Annotated in this window: 20 protein-coding genes; 12 read left to right on the forward strand and 8 right to left on the reverse strand. The window is 60.4% G+C overall.

Annotated features, from left to right (window positions below; genetic code table 11):
- Nucleotides 1-46: 46 nt before the first annotated feature.
- The 3 genes from CKW32_RS16990 to CKW32_RS17000 are packed head-to-tail and all read left to right on the forward strand — an operon-like array spanning nt 47 to nt 2,983.
- The gene (locus tag CKW32_RS16990; protein ID WP_095185461.1) at nt 47-1,339 is read left to right on the forward strand and encodes a CitMHS family transporter; all 1,293 of its coding nucleotides are present in this window, start codon (nt 47-49) and stop codon (nt 1,337-1,339) included.
- A 1-nt stretch (nt 1,340) separates the two neighbouring features.
- Nucleotides 1,341-2,666: an acyclic terpene utilization AtuA family protein gene (locus CKW32_RS16995; protein WP_095185462.1), complete on the forward strand. Its 1,326-nt coding sequence runs from the start codon at nt 1,341-1,343 to the stop codon at nt 2,664-2,666.
- Entirely contained in the window at nt 2,663-2,983 is a 321-nt protein-coding gene (locus tag CKW32_RS17000; RefSeq protein WP_032888025.1) for a hypothetical protein, read from the forward strand. Before CKW32_RS16995 ends, CKW32_RS17000 begins: the two co-directional genes overlap by 4 nt.
- A gap of 110 nt (nt 2,984-3,093) precedes the next feature.
- Here the strand turns inward: CKW32_RS17000 and CKW32_RS17005 are convergent, their stop codons facing one another.
- From CKW32_RS17005 to CKW32_RS17025, 5 genes are all read right to left on the reverse strand, one after another.
- Nucleotides 3,094-3,465, reverse strand: a complete 372-nt coding sequence (locus tag CKW32_RS17005) for a glutathione S-transferase N-terminal domain-containing protein (RefSeq protein ID WP_032888027.1) — start codon at nt 3,463-3,465, stop codon at nt 3,094-3,096.
- A gap of 101 nt (nt 3,466-3,566) precedes the next feature.
- Nucleotides 3,567-4,112, reverse strand: a complete 546-nt coding sequence (folE, locus tag CKW32_RS17010) for a GTP cyclohydrolase I FolE (RefSeq protein ID WP_003442011.1) — start codon at nt 4,110-4,112, stop codon at nt 3,567-3,569.
- Nucleotides 4,113-4,190: 78 nt separating this feature from the next.
- Nucleotides 4,191-4,745 carry a Smr/MutS family protein gene (locus CKW32_RS17015; RefSeq protein ID WP_095185463.1) on the reverse strand — a complete coding sequence of 185 codons (555 nt, stop codon included), beginning with the start codon at nt 4,743-4,745 and terminating at the stop codon, nt 4,191-4,193.
- A 74-nt stretch (nt 4,746-4,819) separates the two neighbouring features.
- Nucleotides 4,820-5,140 (reverse strand): hypothetical protein, encoded by a 321-nt coding sequence (locus tag CKW32_RS17020; RefSeq protein ID WP_095185464.1) that lies wholly within the window; start codon nt 5,138-5,140, stop codon nt 4,820-4,822.
- Nucleotides 5,141-5,282: 142 nt separating this feature from the next.
- On the reverse strand, nt 5,283-5,873 hold the full coding sequence (locus CKW32_RS17025) for a cysteine hydrolase family protein (RefSeq protein WP_095185465.1): 591 nt from the start codon (nt 5,871-5,873) through the stop codon (nt 5,283-5,285).
- Between the two features lie 239 nt (nt 5,874-6,112).
- Here CKW32_RS17025 and prmB point away from each other — a divergent pair, with 239 nt between their 5' ends.
- On the forward strand, nt 6,113-7,021 hold the full coding sequence (gene prmB, locus CKW32_RS17030; protein WP_095185466.1) for a 50S ribosomal protein L3 N(5)-glutamine methyltransferase: 909 nt from the start codon (nt 6,113-6,115) through the stop codon (nt 7,019-7,021).
- A gap of 128 nt (nt 7,022-7,149) precedes the next feature.
- On the opposite strand, the gene CKW32_RS17035 is transcribed toward prmB, so the two are convergent.
- Both CKW32_RS17035 and CKW32_RS17040 read right to left on the reverse strand, forming a co-directional pair.
- Nucleotides 7,150-7,956: a hypothetical protein gene (locus CKW32_RS17035; RefSeq protein ID WP_095185467.1), complete on the reverse strand. Its 807-nt coding sequence runs from the start codon at nt 7,954-7,956 to the stop codon at nt 7,150-7,152.
- 99 nt (nt 7,957-8,055) lie between these two features.
- Complete coding sequence (locus CKW32_RS17040; RefSeq protein ID WP_095185468.1) at nt 8,056-9,018, reverse strand: alpha/beta hydrolase; 963 nt, start codon at nt 9,016-9,018, stop codon at nt 8,056-8,058.
- 142 nt (nt 9,019-9,160) lie between these two features.
- On the opposite strand from CKW32_RS17040, the gene aroC reads away from it, so the two are divergent.
- From aroC to CKW32_RS17060, 4 genes are all read left to right on the forward strand, one after another.
- Nucleotides 9,161-10,252, forward strand: a complete 1,092-nt coding sequence (gene aroC / locus CKW32_RS17045; protein ID WP_032888040.1) for a chorismate synthase — start codon at nt 9,161-9,163, stop codon at nt 10,250-10,252.
- 4 nt (nt 10,253-10,256) lie between these two features.
- A complete protein-coding gene (locus CKW32_RS17050) occupies nt 10,257-11,423 on the forward strand; it encodes an MFS transporter (protein WP_163035001.1) in 1,167 nt (388 codons plus the stop codon).
- A complete protein-coding gene (locus tag CKW32_RS17055; protein WP_095185470.1) occupies nt 11,420-11,950 on the forward strand; it encodes an acireductone dioxygenase in 531 nt (176 codons plus the stop codon). Before CKW32_RS17050 ends, CKW32_RS17055 begins: the two co-directional genes overlap by 4 nt.
- 207 nt (nt 11,951-12,157) lie before the next feature.
- Complete coding sequence (locus tag CKW32_RS17060) at nt 12,158-12,427, forward strand: response regulator transcription factor (RefSeq protein ID WP_095185471.1); 270 nt, start codon at nt 12,158-12,160, stop codon at nt 12,425-12,427.
- A gap of 60 nt (nt 12,428-12,487) precedes the next feature.
- Here the strand turns inward: CKW32_RS17060 and CKW32_RS17065 are convergent, their stop codons facing one another.
- Entirely contained in the window at nt 12,488-12,766 is a 279-nt protein-coding gene (locus CKW32_RS17065) for a DUF3509 domain-containing protein (RefSeq protein WP_032888048.1), read from the reverse strand.
- 395 nt (nt 12,767-13,161) lie between these two features.
- Here CKW32_RS17065 and CKW32_RS17070 point away from each other — a divergent pair, with 395 nt between their 5' ends.
- From CKW32_RS17070 to CKW32_RS17085, 4 genes are all read left to right on the forward strand, one after another.
- Nucleotides 13,162-14,988, forward strand: a complete 1,827-nt coding sequence (locus tag CKW32_RS17070) for a long-chain-acyl-CoA synthetase (RefSeq protein WP_095185472.1) — start codon at nt 13,162-13,164, stop codon at nt 14,986-14,988.
- Nucleotides 14,989-15,082: 94 nt separating this feature from the next.
- Nucleotides 15,083-15,598 (forward strand): ankyrin repeat domain-containing protein, encoded by a 516-nt coding sequence (locus CKW32_RS17075; protein WP_032888051.1) that lies wholly within the window; start codon nt 15,083-15,085, stop codon nt 15,596-15,598.
- 41 nt (nt 15,599-15,639) lie between these two features.
- On the forward strand, nt 15,640-16,170 hold the full coding sequence (locus CKW32_RS17080; RefSeq protein WP_032888053.1) for a hypothetical protein: 531 nt from the start codon (nt 15,640-15,642) through the stop codon (nt 16,168-16,170).
- Between the two features lie 67 nt (nt 16,171-16,237).
- The gene (locus tag CKW32_RS17085) at nt 16,238-16,429 is read left to right on the forward strand and encodes a PLDc N-terminal domain-containing protein (protein WP_003172956.1); all 192 of its coding nucleotides are present in this window, start codon (nt 16,238-16,240) and stop codon (nt 16,427-16,429) included.
- Nucleotides 16,430-16,537: the final 108 nt, after the last annotated feature.

Below are 16,537 nucleotides of genomic sequence, written 5' to 3' on the forward strand. Positions count from 1 at the left end.
CCAGGGAAAACAATAACCGGCCAAAAAGGCCGCTCTGGAGTAACCCATGCTCGCAACCCTGGGTGTCATTACCATCCTGTGCCTGCTCGCTGCCGTCATGAGCAAACGCCTCTCACCACTGGTGGCCCTGATCGCCTTGCCGATCATCGCCGCGCTGCTCGGCGGGTTCGGCCTGCAAACCAGTGCCTTCATCATTACGGGGATCAAGAACGTCGCCCCGGTGGTGGGCATGTTTGTGTTTGCGATTCTATTTTTCGGGATCATGACCGATGCCGGCATGCTCGACCCCATCATTGATCGCATCCTGCGTACGGTCGGGACGCGTCCAACACGCATCGTCGTCGGTACCGCGACCCTGGCCCTGCTGGTGCATTTGGACGGTTCCGGCGCGGTAACGTTTTTGGTCACGGTGCCCGCGATGCTGCCGCTGTACACGCGGCTGGGGATCGACAAACGCATCCTCGCCTGTGTGTGCGCTATGGCCGCCGGCGTCAACTTTTTGCCCTGGACCGGACCGGTGCTGCGCTCTTCGGCAGCGTTGCATGTGCCCGTGGCGGACCTGTTCCAACCGCTGATCCCGGTGCAGATCGTCGGCCTGATCTTTGTTTTCGCCTGTGCCTGGTGGCTCGGCCAGCGTGAAGAAAAACGCCTGGGCCTGGGCGCTGGCTCCAGCGTGGATGCGATGCCGCAACGGGTGCTTAGCGACGACGACATCAAGCTGCGTCGGCCGCGCCTGTTCTGGGTCAACCTGATCCTCACTGTGCTGGTGATGGTGGTGATGATTGCCGGTTGGGTCGACCCGGTGGTGATGTTCATGCTCGGCACCGTGGTGGCGCTGTGCATCAACTACCCGAATGTCGACGCCCAGCGCGCTCGCATCGACGCCCATGCGAAAACCGCCCTGACCATGGCCAGCATCCTGCTCGCCGCCGGGGTGTTCACCGGCATCATGCAAGGCACCGGCATGCTCAAGGCGATTGCCGAAGTGGCGGTGGCGCAGATTCCGGCCGGCCACGGAAAGCTGATCCCGGCAGTCGTGGGCTTTCTGTCGATGCCGCTGAGCATGTTGTTTGACCCCGATTCCTACTATTTCGGCGTGATGCCGGTGATCGCCGAAGTCGGCAAGGCCTTGGGCGTCGACCCGCTGCAAGTGGCCCAAGCCTCGTTGCTGGGCGTGCACACCACCGGTTTCCCGGTCAGCCCGCTGACCCCTGCGACCTTCCTGTTGGTGGGCCTGTGCAAGATCGAACTGGCCGATCACCAGTGCTTTACCATCCCTTTTCTGTTTGCCGCGTCAGTGTTGATGACCCTGACTGCGTTGCTCCTGGGAGTGATCTGAGATGAAAACCTTGCGTATCGGTTCCGGCGCCGGCTACTCCGGCGACCGTATCGAACCTGCCGTGGAGCTGGCCGAACACGGTAACCTGGATTACCTCGTGTTCGAATGCCTGGCCGAACGCACCATCGCCTTGGCACAACAGGCCCGTATCAGCGATCCACAGGGTGGCTACGATCCGTTGCTGAGTGAGCGCATGCGCCGCGTGTTGCCGTTTGTTGGAAGGCAGACCGCGCGTCGTCGCTTGCGCGTGATCACCAATATGGGCGCGGCCAACCCGGTGTCGGCGGCGCTTGAAGTGCGGCGGATTGCCAGTGAATTGGGGTTGAGCCTCAACGTTGTAGCTGTGGTGGGTGACGACGTGCTGTCAGTGTTGCAGCCCGATCACGTGCTCGATAACGGACAGACCGTTGGCTCACTGGGTGAGCGGTTGATTTCCGCGAATGCCTACCTGGGTGTCGACGGCATTATTGATGCGTTGCACGCCGAGGCGGACGTGGTGATTACCGGGCGCGTGGCAGATCCGTCGTTGTTCCTGGCCCCGCAGATGTTTGAGTTCGGTTGGACGGCGGACGATTGGCTGCGCCTGGGCCGTGGCACATTGGTCGGGCATTTGCTGGAGTGTGCAGGGCAGGTCAGCGGTGGTTATTTTGCCGATCCTGGTTTCAAGGATGTGGACGATTTGGCGCGCCTGGGTTTCCCGTTGGCCGAGATCGATGCCGACGGTGAGGCCGTGATCACCAAGGTTGCGGGCTCCGGTGGGCGGGTCAGCCGCGCGACGTGTACCGAACAACTGATCTACGAAGTGCATGATCCGGCGGCGTACCTGACGCCGGACGTGACGGCGGATTTTTCCCAGGTGGGGTTCGTCGAAGAGGGGGTTGATCGCGTGCGTGCCCAAGGGGCCAATGGCCGTGCGCGACCCGAGCAACTGAAGGTCAGCGTCGGTTATCTCGACGGCTGGATCGGTGAGGGGCAGATGTCCTACGGCGGCCCGGGTGCAGTCGCACGGGCGCAACTGGCGCGGGATGTCGTACTCAAGCGTTTGAAACTGATGGGTGTGAAGATGCAAGACCTACGCGCCGAACTGATTGGCATGGACTCGCTCCACGGTCCACGCAGCAGCGTAGAGCCCTGGGAAGTGCGTCTGCGCGTGGCGGCGCGTTGTGAAGACCGAGGGGACGCGGTGCGCGTCGGTAATGAAGTGGAAACCCTTTACACCAACGGCCCGTCCGGCGGCGGCGGTGCCAGTAAAAGCGTACGGCAAGTGGTGGCGGTGGCCTCGTTGCTGCTGCCCCGAGACGCGGTCAACCCGAGGATCGAAGCATGAAACTGCACACGCTGGCCCATTCCCGCACCGGGGATAAGGGCGACACCTCAAACGTCTCAATCATTGCCTATCGCGCCGAGGATTATCCGTTGCTGCGTGAGCAGCTCACGGCCGAGCGTGTGGCTGCGTACTTCGCCGGGCTGTTGGAGCCGGGTGCGGCACCGGTTCGACGCTATGAATTGCCGAACGTGCAGGCGTTGAACTTTGTGCTGCCGGGGATTCTGCGTGGCGGGGTGACTCGCTCGCTGGCGCTGGATGCGCACGGCAAGTGCCTGGGCTCGGCGCTGCTGGATCTGGAATTGATAACACTGGACTGAATGTGGGAGGGGGCTTGCCCCCCGAGAGCGGAGTGTCAGCCGGCTAATCCAGTGACTGACACTCCCTCATCGGGGGCAAGCTCCCTCCCACATTAGTTTTGCGATGTTTGTCAGATCGCGGCAAACCGCTTATCGAGGTAATCGATGATCACCTTGGAGTCATACATCCAAGTGGTCTGGCCGTTTTCTTCGATGCGCAGGCACGGCACCTTGATCTTGCCGCCTTGCTCCAGCAGGGTCTGGCGGTCCTGCTCGTTGTTCTTCGCATCCTTCAGCGCCACCGGCACATTCAGGCGGTGCAGGGTGCGGCGGGTCTTCACGCAGAACGGGCAGGCGTGGAATTGATACAGGGTCAGGTCCTTGGCCGCTGCGTTCACCTGCGCCTGTTGTTCGGCAGGGCGCTGCTTTTTGCGCGGACGGGTAAGTAAGTCGCCGGCGATGATGACGTGGCCGAGGCCCACTCGAAGTGCTTTGACGAACATGGCTGAAACCTCTTGCCCATGAAGAAGGGGCCGCAGCTTACCTTAATTCTGCAGGCGAAAAAAAACCGGCGATGAACGCCGGTCTTTTTCTGCGCAGCCTATTACTTGATCAGGCTGAGGAACTCGCTGCGAGTGGCCGCGTTTTCGCGGAACTCACCCAGCATCACAGACGTGATCATCGACGAATTCTGTTTCTCCACACCGCGCATCATCATGCACATGTGCTTAGCTTCGATCACCACCGCCACGCCCAGGGCGCCGGTCACTTGCATCACGGCATCAGCGATCTGGCGGCTGAGGTTTTCCTGGATCTGCAGGCGGCGCGCATACATGTCGACAATCCGCGCGACCTTGGACAGGCCCAGCACTTTGCCACTCGGGATGTACGCGACGTGGGCCTTGCCGATAAACGGCAGCAGGTGGTGCTCGCACAGCGAGTACAACTCGATGTCCTTGACCAGCACCATTTCGCTGTTGTCGGAGCTGAACAAGGCACCGTTGGTGACTTCTTCCAGCGTCTGCTCATAACCGCGGCAGAGGTACTGCATCGCCTTGGCGGCACGTTTTGGCGTGTCGAGCAGGCCCTCGCGGGAGACGTCCTCGCCGAGTTGGCCGAGGATCGCGGTGTAATTCTGTTCCAGGGACATGAAACTACCTGTGGGATTTTCGCAAAGCGCAAGGTTACGGTGGCGGACACATCGCTGCAAGCCTGACGATGTCACTTGTTACTCGTCACGGCCTTCCATCATCGTACGCTTGAGCATTACATACACCGCCCCCGCGCCGCCGTGGCGGGCCTGGCAGGAGGTGAAGCCCAGCACCTGAGCGTGTTGGCGCAGCCAGGTGTTGACGTGGCTTTTGATCATCGGTCGCTTACCGTCCAGCCGCACGGCTTTGCCGTGGGTGACGCGTACACAGCGGATTTCGAATTTGGTGGCTTCAGCGAGAAAGGCCCACAGGGTTTCCCGGGCTTTCTCCACGGTCATCCCGTGCAGGTCGAGGCTACCTTCGAAGGGGATCTGGCCGACCTTGAGCTTGCGCATCTGGCTTTCCTGCACGCCATCGCGGGCCCACATCAGCTCGTCTTCGGGGCCGACGTCGATCACGAATTGGTCCGACAGGCCATCCACGGTGGCGTCGGTGCGCACGGTCGCGGCCTGGCGCAGTTTGGCGATTTGCGCCCGATCAGCCTTGGGTTTGCCGGTATCGGCGCGGTCGTGCTTGATCGGCTTGACGCCGCGCAGCTCGTTTTTGAACAGGGAAAAATCGTCGTCTTGCATGTCGGCCTCCGCGAAGGGCGGGCAGTTTACCTAATTCGCGGCGGCCGGGCGCAGGAAACGCTATCCAAGCGCTATCAGTCGTGTTTTTTCATCAGGTGTGCAGCGATATTCAGTGATAACGGCTGGCGCATTTTCCGACGGCTACGACGCCACAACCACACGCCCAGCCACAGCACCAGCACGCCGATGCCCAGCAGGAGGGCAGAGCCACCTGGGCTGGCATTCAGTTCGCCAAGGGCCGGTGAATGACCAAACAAGCCGGCGCCACCAGCGCCCGCAAGCAACAAACCTATAATCGCCAGCAACGCGGCAATGCCGGCCACCAGACGCAGACGCCAGTTACTCGGGCCCTTTGGGCGCAAGCGACGAGCGTCAAAACCATCGGATATCTTCATTCCGACCTTTCCTCCAGGGTATCGGCCCTTCGACCGGAAGATACGCAGCTTGTTCCTGTACCCGAGGCAAATGCGCCAAATCAAAAGGCTTAGCGGATGAGCGGGGCAATAAACATTGCCGCGCCGCTCATCAGAAGGGCGATCAGATCAGATCTTTGGTCAGCGCAAGGGTGGCGAAGTTGTCGGCCATGATGGCCATTTCGGTTTGCTGTACGTGCTCGGCAGTCAGGATGCCGCCTTTGTAAGGCAGGTCGCGGGTGGCGCAGGCGTCTTCCACCAGGGTGCAGCGAAAGCCCAGGTTCTTGGCCGCGCGCACGGTGGTGCTGACGCTGGAATGGCTCATGAAACCGCAGACGATCAGGTCCAGGGAACCGAGGTCTTGCAGGTGCTTTTCCAGGCCGGTGCCATGAAAGGCGCTGGGCAGCAGCTTGCCGATGATGGTTTCGTCGCCTTGAGGCTCAAGGCCGGGAATGAACTCACCGCGTTCGCCCTGAGGGTCGAACAGGCCACCGACGGTACCCAGGTGGCGCACATGCACGATCGGACGGCCAGCGTTGCGCGCTGAGGTCACAAGTTGCTTGATATGGTCGACCGCCGCGTCCATGCCCGAGAGAGCGAGTGGACCGCTGAGGTATTCCTTCTGGGCGTCGATGATCACGAGGGTCGCATGGTTCAGGTTGGCTGCTGCGTAACCGCGACCGCTGAGTTGAAACATCGTCTTTGGAACGGACATTCTGGGGCTCCTGTGAGGGGGGCTTTTGCGACATTGTCCACTGGCTGAGCAGTTCTGTGAATCGCTACCATCGTAAGGTACGCCGTTGCTGGCGTGCAGCCATGTCAAGAGGCGGGCTTGTTTAACACAATGCTGGCAAATTGGATGAAATCCGATGGGTGGCGCCAATTTTTCGTACATCGTCGGTACAGGCGAAGGCTGTTAGAATCGCCAGTCGTTTTTTCCAGGAGTCTGCCCCCGTGATCACTTCCCGCCTGCGCACCTTGCGCGACCATATCCGTTGGGCTGTCAGCCGTTTCCATGGGGAAGACCTGTTTTTCGGCCATGGCACCGACAATGCCTGGGATGAAGCTCGGCAATTGGTGCTCGGCGCCTTGAACCTGCCGTGGGAAATTGCCGACAGTTACCTGGACTGCAACCTGGAAGAAGAGGAAGTCTCCCATGTGCAACGCCTGCTTCACCGCCGTATCCATGAGCGCGTGCCGACCGCCTACCTGCTGGGTGAGGCCTGGTTCTGCGGCATGTCGTTTATCGTCGACAAGCGTGTGTTGATCCCGCGTTCCCCCATCGGCGAACTGATCGAAAACCGCTTCGAACCGTGGCTGGCCCAACCGCCGGCGCGCATCCTCGATCTGTGCACCGGCTCAGGTTGCATCGGCATCGCCTGCGCCTACGAGTTCCAGGACGCCGAGGTCGTGTTGGGTGACTTGTCCTTCGAAGCATTGGAAGTGGCCAACCAGAACATCGAGCGTCACGGCGTAGACGAGCGCGTATACACCGTGCAGGGCGATGGTTTCGACGGCCTGCCAGGCCAGCGTTTCGACCTGATCGTGTCAAACCCGCCTTATGTGGACGCTGAAGACTTCGCCGACATGCCGGACGAATACCAGCATGAGCCGGAGCTGGGACTGGCCTGTGGCGATGACGGTTTGAACCTGGTGCGCCGGATGCTCGCCGAAGCGGCGGACCATCTGACCGAGAAGGGTTTGCTGATCGTAGAAGTGGGCAACAGCCAGGTGCACGTTGAGGCGTTGTACCCAGAGGTGGACTTTGCGTGGCTGGAGTTCCAGCGGGGCGGGCACGGGGTGTTCATGCTCACGGCCGAGCAATGCCGGGCGCATCAGGCCGTCTTTGCCGCCAGGATCTGAGTGGGTCACGCGGTCAGTGTGGGAGGGGGCTTGCCCCCGATGGTAGTGTCTCAGTCAACACATTCATGACTGAATACACCGCTGTTGGGGGCAAGCCCCCTCCCACATTTTTATTGCAGTGCAACCTATTAGCGGTGTGTCGCAATCCAGATCAACAGCCCTGCCTGGAACACCGTAAACGCCACCAGACAGGTGATGGTGAAACGTAGCCCGCTGTCCTCGCGCTTGAACTTGGTGACTTTTTCCTCTTCCTTGCGCAGCTTCACTTCCTGTTCCAACAGGTTCTGTTCGGCCTGTTGCAGCATCTGCGCGGCTTCGAGGATCTCGACGAACTGCACCTTCTCAGTGTTCCAACTGTCCAGCACATCACCGACCTTGCCTGGCTGTACGTTGCCTTTGAGGTGCTGCACATCGGCATACGCCACATCAAAACCCTGAATGCGCAAGAAGTGGTCGCGGCGCAGGCGCGTGGCTTCGTTGAGTGCGTCCTTGTTGGCCAGGTCGACGCCGTCGACGCGGTAGTGCGACCACTTCTTCTTAGCCCAGGCAGCGCCTTGAGCCACGAGGAAACGGCCGATGCCCCGGTTGGCCGGCTCGATTTCCAGGCTGTTGCCCGGACCGAAATGCACGCGATGGGTGTCGTGGTCGACCCAGATATCCAAGTGGTTTTGTTCGCGACGCACACGCTGGCCGGGCAACTGAATGACCATGCGCAACAGGCTGTGTTGCTTGTCATTGCGCTCGGCATAGCCGAACTGCACGAACCTCAACGGCCGCAGGCCAGTGGCGCGGTCGGTGGCCAGGGGGGCCAGGCGCAGCATCTTGAAATGTTCGGCCTGGACATCCGCCCACGGCAGAGGCGCCGCGTCGACGGCCTCGGTTTTTTCAGCCGGGGTGTCGGCGGTCGGTTCTGGTGTTGATTCAGTGGTTGTCATGCGGCGCGATCCTGTCCAAGCCCAGCAAGCCGACAGTCTTTTTGCTGTCGACTCTTGGCTTATCGGCCGTTTTTGCGAGGACTGGAGGCAAATTGTCGCTTAACGGGGTTGAAGTCCGGCGATAAAGCGCACCACGCGGTTACCTAGCTCTGCGGCGAGGGGTAATTGCGGGTCATTGTAGGAGGCCAATTGCTGCTTCACGTCATTGGGCACGATGCGCATGACGTGGTTCATGCCTTCGATCACCGTCAGCTCGGCATCAGGCTTGGCCCTTTTCAGTTGCTGGGCGTCACCGACACCGACCTGTATATCGTTGGTGCCCTGGACGATCAGTGCCGGCATGCGCAGTTTGGCAAAGGCTGCGGACGGATCGGCGCGGAACAGGCTGATCAGGTAAGGCTGCACACTGGGTCGGAAAATAGCCTCCAGCGGGCCAGGTACATCGGCATCCACCTGACCGGCCTTGAGGTGATCGAGGATTTCATTACTGCGCAGCAGCAGGGCAGGGGGCAAGTGATCGGCCAGTTGCTGGCGGATGACCTGGTCCACCGGACGAGCGCTACCTGACAGGGAGATCACACCGGCCGGGTCGAGTTGCGGGGCGGCGAGGGCGGCGACCAGCGCGCCTTCGCTGTGGCCCAGCACAATCAGCGGGCCCATGCGTTTGTCGGCCTTGAGCATTTTGCCCCAGGCCACTGCGTCGGCCACGTAGGCGTCGAGGGTCAGGTTACGCTCGTCAGGTGTGGCGGCGAGGCTTGCGGCCACACCGCGCTTGTCGTAGCGCACGCTGGCGATGTTGTGTCGTGCCAGCACCCACGCCAGGCGCTTGAGACTGTCGTTGCGCGCGCCGTCGGCACTGTTGCCGTTGCGGTCGGTGGGACCGGAGCCCGCGATAATCAGCACCACGGGCACCGGATGGTCGGATTGGGGCAGCAGCAGCGAACCAAACAGCTCGCCGCTGCCGGTGTCCAGGCTGATGGGCCGTTGCAGTACGACGGGGGACGCGGCGTGGGCCACGGCGGTAAACAGGGTGAGGGTAAACAGCAAAACTCGCAGCATCATCGCGCCATCATTGGTGAAGTGTCGGTTGGACCTGTGCCGACCGGTAAGGTTTCGAGGATGAACTAGTCGGTTGGCCCGCGTATACTGGCGCGCTTGGTTATCACCCCCGAGTGATTACAACTGATTTCACGGAGCGCCCTGCATGTCCGGCAATACCTTCGGCAAGCTGTTCACTGTCACCACCGCAGGCGAAAGCCACGGCCCGGCGTTGGTCGCCATTGTCGACGGCTGCCCGCCCGGCCTGGAACTGTCCCTGGAGGACCTGCAGCGCGACCTCGACCGCCGCAAACCCGGCACCAGTCGCCACACCACCCAGCGCCAGGAGCCCGACGAAGTCGAGATCCTCTCCGGCGTCTTCGAAGGTCGTACCACCGGTTGCGCCATCGGCCTGCTGATCCGTAACACCGACCAGAAGTCCAAAGACTACTCGGCGATCAAGGACCTGTTCCGACCGGCCCACGCCGACTACACCTATCACCACAAATACGGCGAACGCGACTACCGTGGCGGTGGCCGCAGTTCCGCGCGCGAAACCGCCATGCGCGTGGCCGCTGGCGCCATCGCCAAGAAATACCTGGCCACCCAGGGCATCGTGATCCGTGGCTACATGAGCCAGTTGGGCCCGATTGAAATCCCGTTCAAGACCTGGGACAGCGTGGATGACAACGCTTTCTTCTGTCCTGACCCGGATAAAGTGCCGGAACTGGAAGCCTATATGGACCAGTTGCGCCGCGACCAGGACTCCGTCGGCGCCAAGATCACCGTGGTCGCAGAGGGCGTCAAGCCAGGCCTGGGCGAGCCGATCTTCGACCGTCTGGATGCAGAACTGGCCCACGCACTGATGAGCATCAACGCCGTAAAAGGCGTGGAAATCGGCGCAGGCTTCGCGTGTGTGTCCCAGCGCGGCACCGAGCACCGCGATGAGATGACCCCACAAGGTTTCCTCAGCAACAATGCCGGTGGCATCCTTGGGGGCATTTCTTCCGGTCAGCCAATCGTTGCGCACCTGGCGCTCAAGGCCACGTCGAGCATCACCACCCCAGGCCGCTCGATTGACGTCAACGGTAACCCGGTGGATGTGATCACCAAGGGCCGCCACGACCCGTGCGTTGGCATCCGGGCTACGCCCATTGCCGAGGCAATGATGGCCATCGTGTTAATGGACCACCTGCTGCGCAACCGTGGGCAAAATGCTGAGGTGCAGGTGAGCACTCCGGTACTGGGCCAGCTGTGACGGGCTGGTTGTGACAGCGCTCCCTTATTGGCGCCTCTCCAGCTTCTACCTGTTCTACTTCGCCCTGCTGGGGGCGACGGCGCCGTTCCTGGCGCTGTACTTCGATCACTTGGGCTTTTCCAGCGCGCGTATCGGCGAGCTGGTGGCCATCCCCATGCTGATGCGCTGCGTGGCGCCCAACCTGTGGGGCTGGCTGGGCGACTACACCGGCCGCCGCCTGGCCATCGTGCGTTTTGGCGCAGTGTGCACCCTGGTCAGTTTTTCGCTGATTTTTGTCAGTAAGACCTATGCCTGGCTGGCTTTGGTGATGGCCCTGCATGCGTTCTTCTGGCACGCGGTGCTGCCGCAGTTTGAAGTGATCACCCTCGCGCACCTGCAAAAACAGACGTCGCGCTACAGTCAGGTACGGTTGTGGGGCTCCATCGGCTTTATCCTCACCGTGGTGATCATGGGCCGGCTGTTCGACTGGCTGAGCCTGGATATCTACCCGGTGGTGGTCGTGGTGATCATGGCCGGGATTATTGGCGCGAGCCTGTGGGTGCCGAATGCGCAGCCTGCCAGCCAGGGTAATCGCCTTGCCGGTGAGGGTTTCCTCAAGCAGCTGCGTAGCCCTGGCGTGTTGGCGTTTTACGCGTGTGTTGCGCTGATGCAGATGAGCCATGGGCCGTATTACACCTTTCTCACGCTCCACCTTGAGCACTTGGGCTACAGCCGTGGCGTGATCGGCATGCTGTGGGCCTTGGGAGTAGTGGCCGAAGTGCTGATGTTCCTGGCCATGAGCCGTATCCTCACGCGCTTCTCGGTACGTCGGGTGTTGATGGCCAGTTTCCTGTTGGCGGCGCTGCGCTGGTTACTGCTGGGCTCGTTTGCCGAATTTCTTTGGGTGCTGCTATTGGCGCAGGTCATGCACGCGGCTACCTTCGGCAGCTTTCATGCAGCGGCGATTGCCTTTGTGCAACGCAGCTTCGGCGATAAACAACAAGGCCAGGGCCAGGCGCTGTACGCCGCTTTGGCCGGCACCGGCGGTGCGCTGGGCGCGCTGTATTCCGGTTATAGCTGGAACCTGTTGGGGCCGACCTTCACCTTTAGTATTGCCAGCGTCGCCGCCCTGGCCGCGGCCGTTATCATGGGTCTTCGATTGCACGAACAGAACCAAGGAACCCTTCAATGAGTTATGTCGCTGTCTACCACGTCGCTTCACCGGATACGCCGAACAAGGTCTTGACCCATGCCGAAGACATCGCTGCGACCCTGGCCGAGCACGGTGTGCGGTTCGAGCGCTGGCAGCCCAGCCCGATCGAGAAGGGCGCCAGCGAGGCTGAAATGATTGCCGCCTATCAGCCGCAGATCGACGCGCTGGGCGACGTCTCGGTGGCAGTATTCAGTGTCACAAGCGACCACCCGCAGAAGGACGAGCTGCGGGCTCGGTTCCTCTCTGAGCGCCGTTACAGCGAAGATGAAGTGCGTTTTTTCATCGCTGGCCAGGGCCTTTTCAGCCTGCACATAGGCGACTACGTATATGCCGTGCGCTGTGAGAAAAACGACCTGCTGGCGATCCCGGCCGGCATGGCGCACTGGTTTGATATGGGCGAGAACCCCCACTTGTTCACACTGCACTTAGCTAAAACGGTGCAAGGGGCGGTCCCGGCATTCACCGGCGATGATATTGCCAGCCGTTTCCCAGGTTTGGATGATTGAAACCAGGCAGCTGGAATGTTCAACCCCGCCAAGTTGGAAATTGTTGTGGGAAGAGGCTTAGTTGCTTGTAGGGCTTGGCTGTTTATCGCGGCCAATGCGCACTGAAACCATTCGTTATGTAACTCTTTGCGGCACCAGTTGTATCACCTGTCAATAGGAGGAATCCGAAGGGTGATAGGAGATCAGCCAAAAAGAAGGAGAAATGTAATGAATGGGCCAGAGGAGCCGTGTCTGCCACCGTATTTCGTGCCCAACGCGCTCAGGAGACGCCTGAGCTTGTCCGGCAAGCCGCTGACTCCAGCGGAATTGGAGATCTTACGCTGGGCTTCCGAGGGCAAGACCGTCTGGGAAATCAGTCAGATCCGTGCGACGTCCGAGGCTACCGTCAAATTTCACCTGCGCAATATCTACGGCAAATTGGAAGTCACCAACCGTGTACAGGCGATGAACGAGGCCGCGCGCCAAGGCCTGTGCTGACCTCAACAAAAAAGGGCCGCGACGCTCAACGGCGTCGCGGCCCTTTTTTATGTGCAGTACTTAAGCCGAATGGTAAGTCGGCAGGGCAAAGCGGTTCTGGCTTTGCAGCATCGAAATTTGCGGCAGGTCACTGGCTTGTTCGGCCAGGTCGCGGCGAATGGCGCTGATCACCCAGGTAAGTTGGTCGGCAGTGTGCAACTGCTGGTAGGAGATCGAACGCTTGACCTGTTTGCCCTCACCATTGCGCAGTGTCAGCAGGATGCCGCCGTCTGGACGTGGCTGGGTGGTGACGTCGTAGTTGGAGAATACTGAAGCGAATTTATCTTGGATCAGGCTCATGTCTATCAGCTCCGTTGGCTCAATTTGGCAAGCATGGAGTGATAGGTGCAGTGATTGTGCCAGCTCCTGATTTATTAAAATATCCTTGTAAATCAATTGCTTATAAAAAATTGAGATTTTCAGATTCGTGCAAATTGCATGAAGGGCCATCATGCATCCTGCATTTTGCGTTACTTGGCGCGGCCGGATGGGCGTGCCGCTATCCATAAAGACTCCCTTTGCGGGGCTAAATTCCCTTTTTCAGTCGTCGTCTGTTGGGATACAAAACTTTTCAAATCCCGCGTGTACAGTCGAAGAAGGGCTGACGTATTTTCCTTCAATGCACTCGGCCTCCTTCTTACGGAGATATGGGTGCTTTTGGATCATACGAACAATAAGAAAAAGGATGTTCCACCATGAGCCACCCGCAGAACGACATGATCACCTGGGGCAAGCTGTTGCGTAAGGTGCCCTCCATTGTTCGTGCCCTGCCACGCGTCGTGCGTGGCATGCGTGCCGCCAATGTCACCGATCCCGCGCAGCCTTGCGGATTGGGCTGGCACTTTGAGCAAGCCACCCTGCGCAATCCGGATGGCAACGCTTTGTTGTATGGCGATCAGGTGCTCAGCTATACCGAAGCCAACCAGCGTGCCAACCGTATCGCCCATCACCTGCACGCCCAGGGCATCGGCAAGGGTGACGTGGTGGCTCTGTTCGTTGAAAATCGCCCCGAATTACTTTTGAACGTGCTTGCCGTGGCCAAGCTGGGTGGCATCTGCGCGATGCTCAACACTGCGCAAACCCAGGCGGCGCTGGTGCACAGCCTGAACCTGGTGAGCCCAGTGGCCATTATTGTCGGTGCGGAACTGGTGGCCTCCTATGAAACCGTGCGTGATCAGGTCGCGATCAAGGCTGATCGAACCTGGTTCGTCGCCGATCAGCAATCCACCGAGGTGCCCGACGGTTATATCGACCTGATGGCGGTCAGCGCCGAGTGCCCGCTGGAGAATCCGGCCAGCACCGCGCAGGTCTTCTTCAATGACCCGTGCTTCTATATCTACACCTCCGGCACCACCGGCCTGCCCAAGGCCGGGATCATGAAGCATGGCCGCTGGACCAAAACGGCCGTCAGCTTCGGCAGTATCGCCCTGGACATGGGGCCGGATGACGTCCTCTATTGCACCTTGCCGCTCTACCACGCCACCGGATTGTGCGTGTGCTGGGGCTCTGCAATTGTCGGCGCGTCAGGCTTTGCCATCCGCCGCAAGTTCAGCGCCAGCCAGTTCTGGGACGATGCGCGCAGATTCAAGGCAACCACCCTCGGTTATGTCGGCGAGTTGTGCCGTTACCTGCTCGACCAGCCGCCCAGTGAAAACGACCGTGATAACCGCGTCACCAAGATGGTCGGCAACGGCCTGCGCCCTGGCGTGTGGGCGCAGTTCAAGGCGCGCTACGGCGTTGAGCATATCTGCGAGCTGTACGCGGCCAGCGACGGCAATATCGGCTTTACCAACGTATTGAATTTCGACAACACCATCGGCTTTTGCCTGCAGCATTGGGCTCTGGTGGACTATGACCACGAAGGCGGCGAGCCGCTGCGCGGCAGCGATGGCTTTATGCGTAAGGTGCCCTCGGGCGGGCAGGGGCTGTTGCTGGCGAGGATCGATGAAAAATCGCCCTTCGACGGCTACACCGATCCGGAAAAAAATCGCCGGGTGGTGCTCAATGACGTGTTTGAAAAGGGCGATCGCTACTTCAATACCGGCGATTTGTTGCGCAGCATCGGCTTCGGCCATGCGCAATTTGTCGATCGCCTAGGGGACACTTACCGCTGGAAGGGTGAAAACGTCTCCACCACCGAGGTTGAGAATGTCCTGCTGCAACACCCCCAGATCGCCGAAGTGGTGGCGTATGGCGTTGAGATCGAGAACACCAACGGGCGCGCGGGCATGGTCGCCATCACCCCAAGCGAGTCCCTGGCCGCGCTGGACATGCGCGAGCTGCTGCAATTCGCCCACGGCCAGTTGCCAGCCTATGCGGTGCCATTGTTCCTGCGGATCAAGGTCAAGATGGAAACCACCGGTACCTTCAAGTACCAGAAGGTCAAGCTCAAGGAGGAGGCTTTCGATCCGGACAAGGCCGGCAATGACCCGGTGTATGCCTGGCTGCCGGGTTCGGACTGCTACGTGCCGGTCACCGGGCAATTACTCGCGCAGATCCAGGGCGGTCAGTTCCGCTATTGATTGTGGCTATGGGGGCTTTTGACAAAAAAGCCATGACAGGTGGGAACTCCCTCGCGACACTGGCGCCTATTCAGTACCAGATAAGGAGCCCCACATGTCCGACCAGCCTAAACAAATGACCGAAGACGAAGCCGCCGAATTTGCCGAGCAAGTCTTCGACGTGGCCCGCCGCGGCGACGCGGCCATGCTTGCCGCGCTGTTGGCCAAAGGCTTGCCGGCCAATTTCCGCAACCACAATGGCGACACCCTGCTGATGCTCTCGGCCTACCACGGCCACGCCGAGGCGGTGAAAGTGCTCCTGGAGTTCAAGGCCGATCCACTGATCGCGAACGACAAGAACCAACTGCCGATTGCCGGTGCAGCCTTCAAGGGCAACCTGCCGGTGGTCAAGGCGCTGATCGAGGGTGGGACGCCGGTAGAAGCCGCGTCCTCAGACGGTCGCACCGCGCTGATGATGGCGGCGATGTTCAACCGCGTCGACATGGTCGATTACCTGCTTGGTCAGGGCGCCAACCCCAAGGCCACAGATGCCCAGGGCGCGACGGCGCTGGCAGCGGCCCAGACCATGGGCGCGGTGGATACGGCGGCGCAGTTGCAGAAACTGGTGTAGGCTTTGCGCCCTCAAAAACCAGCCCGTTACAGGATCGCCCCATGAAAACCGCCCTCGTCGAACTTATCAGCAAAATCAGCGCCGGGGTCATGGGCGAGGACGAGGTCGCGCGCATCGCCGATGAGGCTGCCCAGGCCTACGCCGATCCTGCTGCATTTCTGGCAGCCAACCCAGACATCAACTACGACGACACCTTCCCGATTCCTTTGGGGGAGTGGGTGGTGGTCGGCAGCCTGCCAGAGACCGTGCTGTTCCAGGCCGACACCTATGGCGATCTGTTTGCGCAGATCGTCGCCTCGTTCGGTCCGGGTGTCGCGTTCAACCTCAAGCCCAAGCAACTGGCCAAGGCTGACGGCCTCACCGCGCTGAACCGCATTCAGATCCAGATGAGCGCCCTGAGCCCGGAGGATGGCGGCTATGTGCTGCTTGATTTCAGCCTGCCCTTGGATGACGAAATCCAGACCGTATTGGTGTTTGGCAACGACCTGCCTCGGGTGCTGGAGCTGTGCGCCGAAGTCGGTATCAAGGCGGAGCCGTCCCTGGAAGCGCTGAAGGTGGCGGTCCACGTCTGAAATAAAACGGAACCCCTGCCAGGGCTGACCATCCTACAAGTGCATGCCCTCACTTAGGAGCGACACCATGGGTTCCACATTTAATGGCTTGATTGGGCTGATCATCCTCGCGCTGGATATCTGGGCGATCATCAATGTGTTTAAAAGCGGCGCGAGCACTGGCGCCAAGGTGTTGTGGATCCTGTTGATCCTGCTGCTGCCGGTCCTGGGCCTGATCATCTGGGCGATTGCCGGGCCACGGGGTAACGTGCGGATTTGATCGCTTCACTCCGTCTGGAGTGGGCACAGTAAATGTGGGAGGGAGCTTCTCCCGATAGCGGTGTATCAGCCACTCATCTGGCACTGACACATCGCGATCGGGAGTCAG

Source organism: Pseudomonas sp. Irchel 3H9 (assembly GCF_900187495.1).
Taxonomy (GTDB): Bacteria; Pseudomonadota; Gammaproteobacteria; order Pseudomonadales; family Pseudomonadaceae; genus Aquipseudomonas; species Aquipseudomonas sivasensis.

Bases quoted from the DNA above. Each gene is read 5' to 3' on its own strand.
- CKW32_RS17035 (WP_095185467.1), bottom strand. From the start codon at position 7,956: ATGACAACCACTGAATCAACACCAGAACCGACCGCCGACACCCCGGCT.
- CKW32_RS17055 (WP_095185470.1), top strand. From the start codon at position 11,420: ATGAGTTATGTCGCTGTCTACCACGTCGCTTCACCGGATACGCCGAAC.
- CKW32_RS17075 (WP_032888051.1), top strand. From the start codon at position 15,083: ATGTCCGACCAGCCTAAACAAATGACCGAAGACGAAGCCGCCGAATTT.
- CKW32_RS16995 (WP_095185462.1), top strand. From the start codon at position 1,341: ATGAAAACCTTGCGTATCGGTTCCGGCGCCGGCTACTCCGGCGACCGT.
- CKW32_RS17005 (WP_032888027.1), bottom strand. From the start codon at position 3,465: ATGTTCGTCAAAGCACTTCGAGTGGGCCTCGGCCACGTCATCATCGCC.
- CKW32_RS17040 (WP_095185468.1), bottom strand. From the start codon at position 9,018: ATGATGCTGCGAGTTTTGCTGTTTACCCTCACCCTGTTTACCGCCGTG.
- CKW32_RS17000 (WP_032888025.1), top strand. From the start codon at position 2,663: ATGAAACTGCACACGCTGGCCCATTCCCGCACCGGGGATAAGGGCGAC.
- aroC (WP_032888040.1), top strand. From the start codon at position 9,161: ATGTCCGGCAATACCTTCGGCAAGCTGTTCACTGTCACCACCGCAGGC.
- CKW32_RS17085 (WP_003172956.1), top strand. From the start codon at position 16,238: ATGGGTTCCACATTTAATGGCTTGATTGGGCTGATCATCCTCGCGCTG.
- CKW32_RS17020 (WP_095185464.1), bottom strand. From the start codon at position 5,140: ATGAAGATATCCGATGGTTTTGACGCTCGTCGCTTGCGCCCAAAGGGC.
- folE (WP_003442011.1), bottom strand. From the start codon at position 4,112: ATGTCCCTGGAACAGAATTACACCGCGATCCTCGGCCAACTCGGCGAG.
- CKW32_RS17065 (WP_032888048.1), bottom strand. From the start codon at position 12,766: ATGAGCCTGATCCAAGATAAATTCGCTTCAGTATTCTCCAACTACGAC.
- CKW32_RS16990 (WP_095185461.1), top strand. From the start codon at position 47: ATGCTCGCAACCCTGGGTGTCATTACCATCCTGTGCCTGCTCGCTGCC.
- CKW32_RS17025 (WP_095185465.1), bottom strand. From the start codon at position 5,873: ATGTCCGTTCCAAAGACGATGTTTCAACTCAGCGGTCGCGGTTACGCA.
- CKW32_RS17070 (WP_095185472.1), top strand. From the start codon at position 13,162: ATGAGCCACCCGCAGAACGACATGATCACCTGGGGCAAGCTGTTGCGT.
- CKW32_RS17080 (WP_032888053.1), top strand. From the start codon at position 15,640: ATGAAAACCGCCCTCGTCGAACTTATCAGCAAAATCAGCGCCGGGGTC.
- CKW32_RS17015 (WP_095185463.1), bottom strand. From the start codon at position 4,745: ATGCAAGACGACGATTTTTCCCTGTTCAAAAACGAGCTGCGCGGCGTC.
- CKW32_RS17060 (WP_095185471.1), top strand. From the start codon at position 12,158: ATGAATGGGCCAGAGGAGCCGTGTCTGCCACCGTATTTCGTGCCCAAC.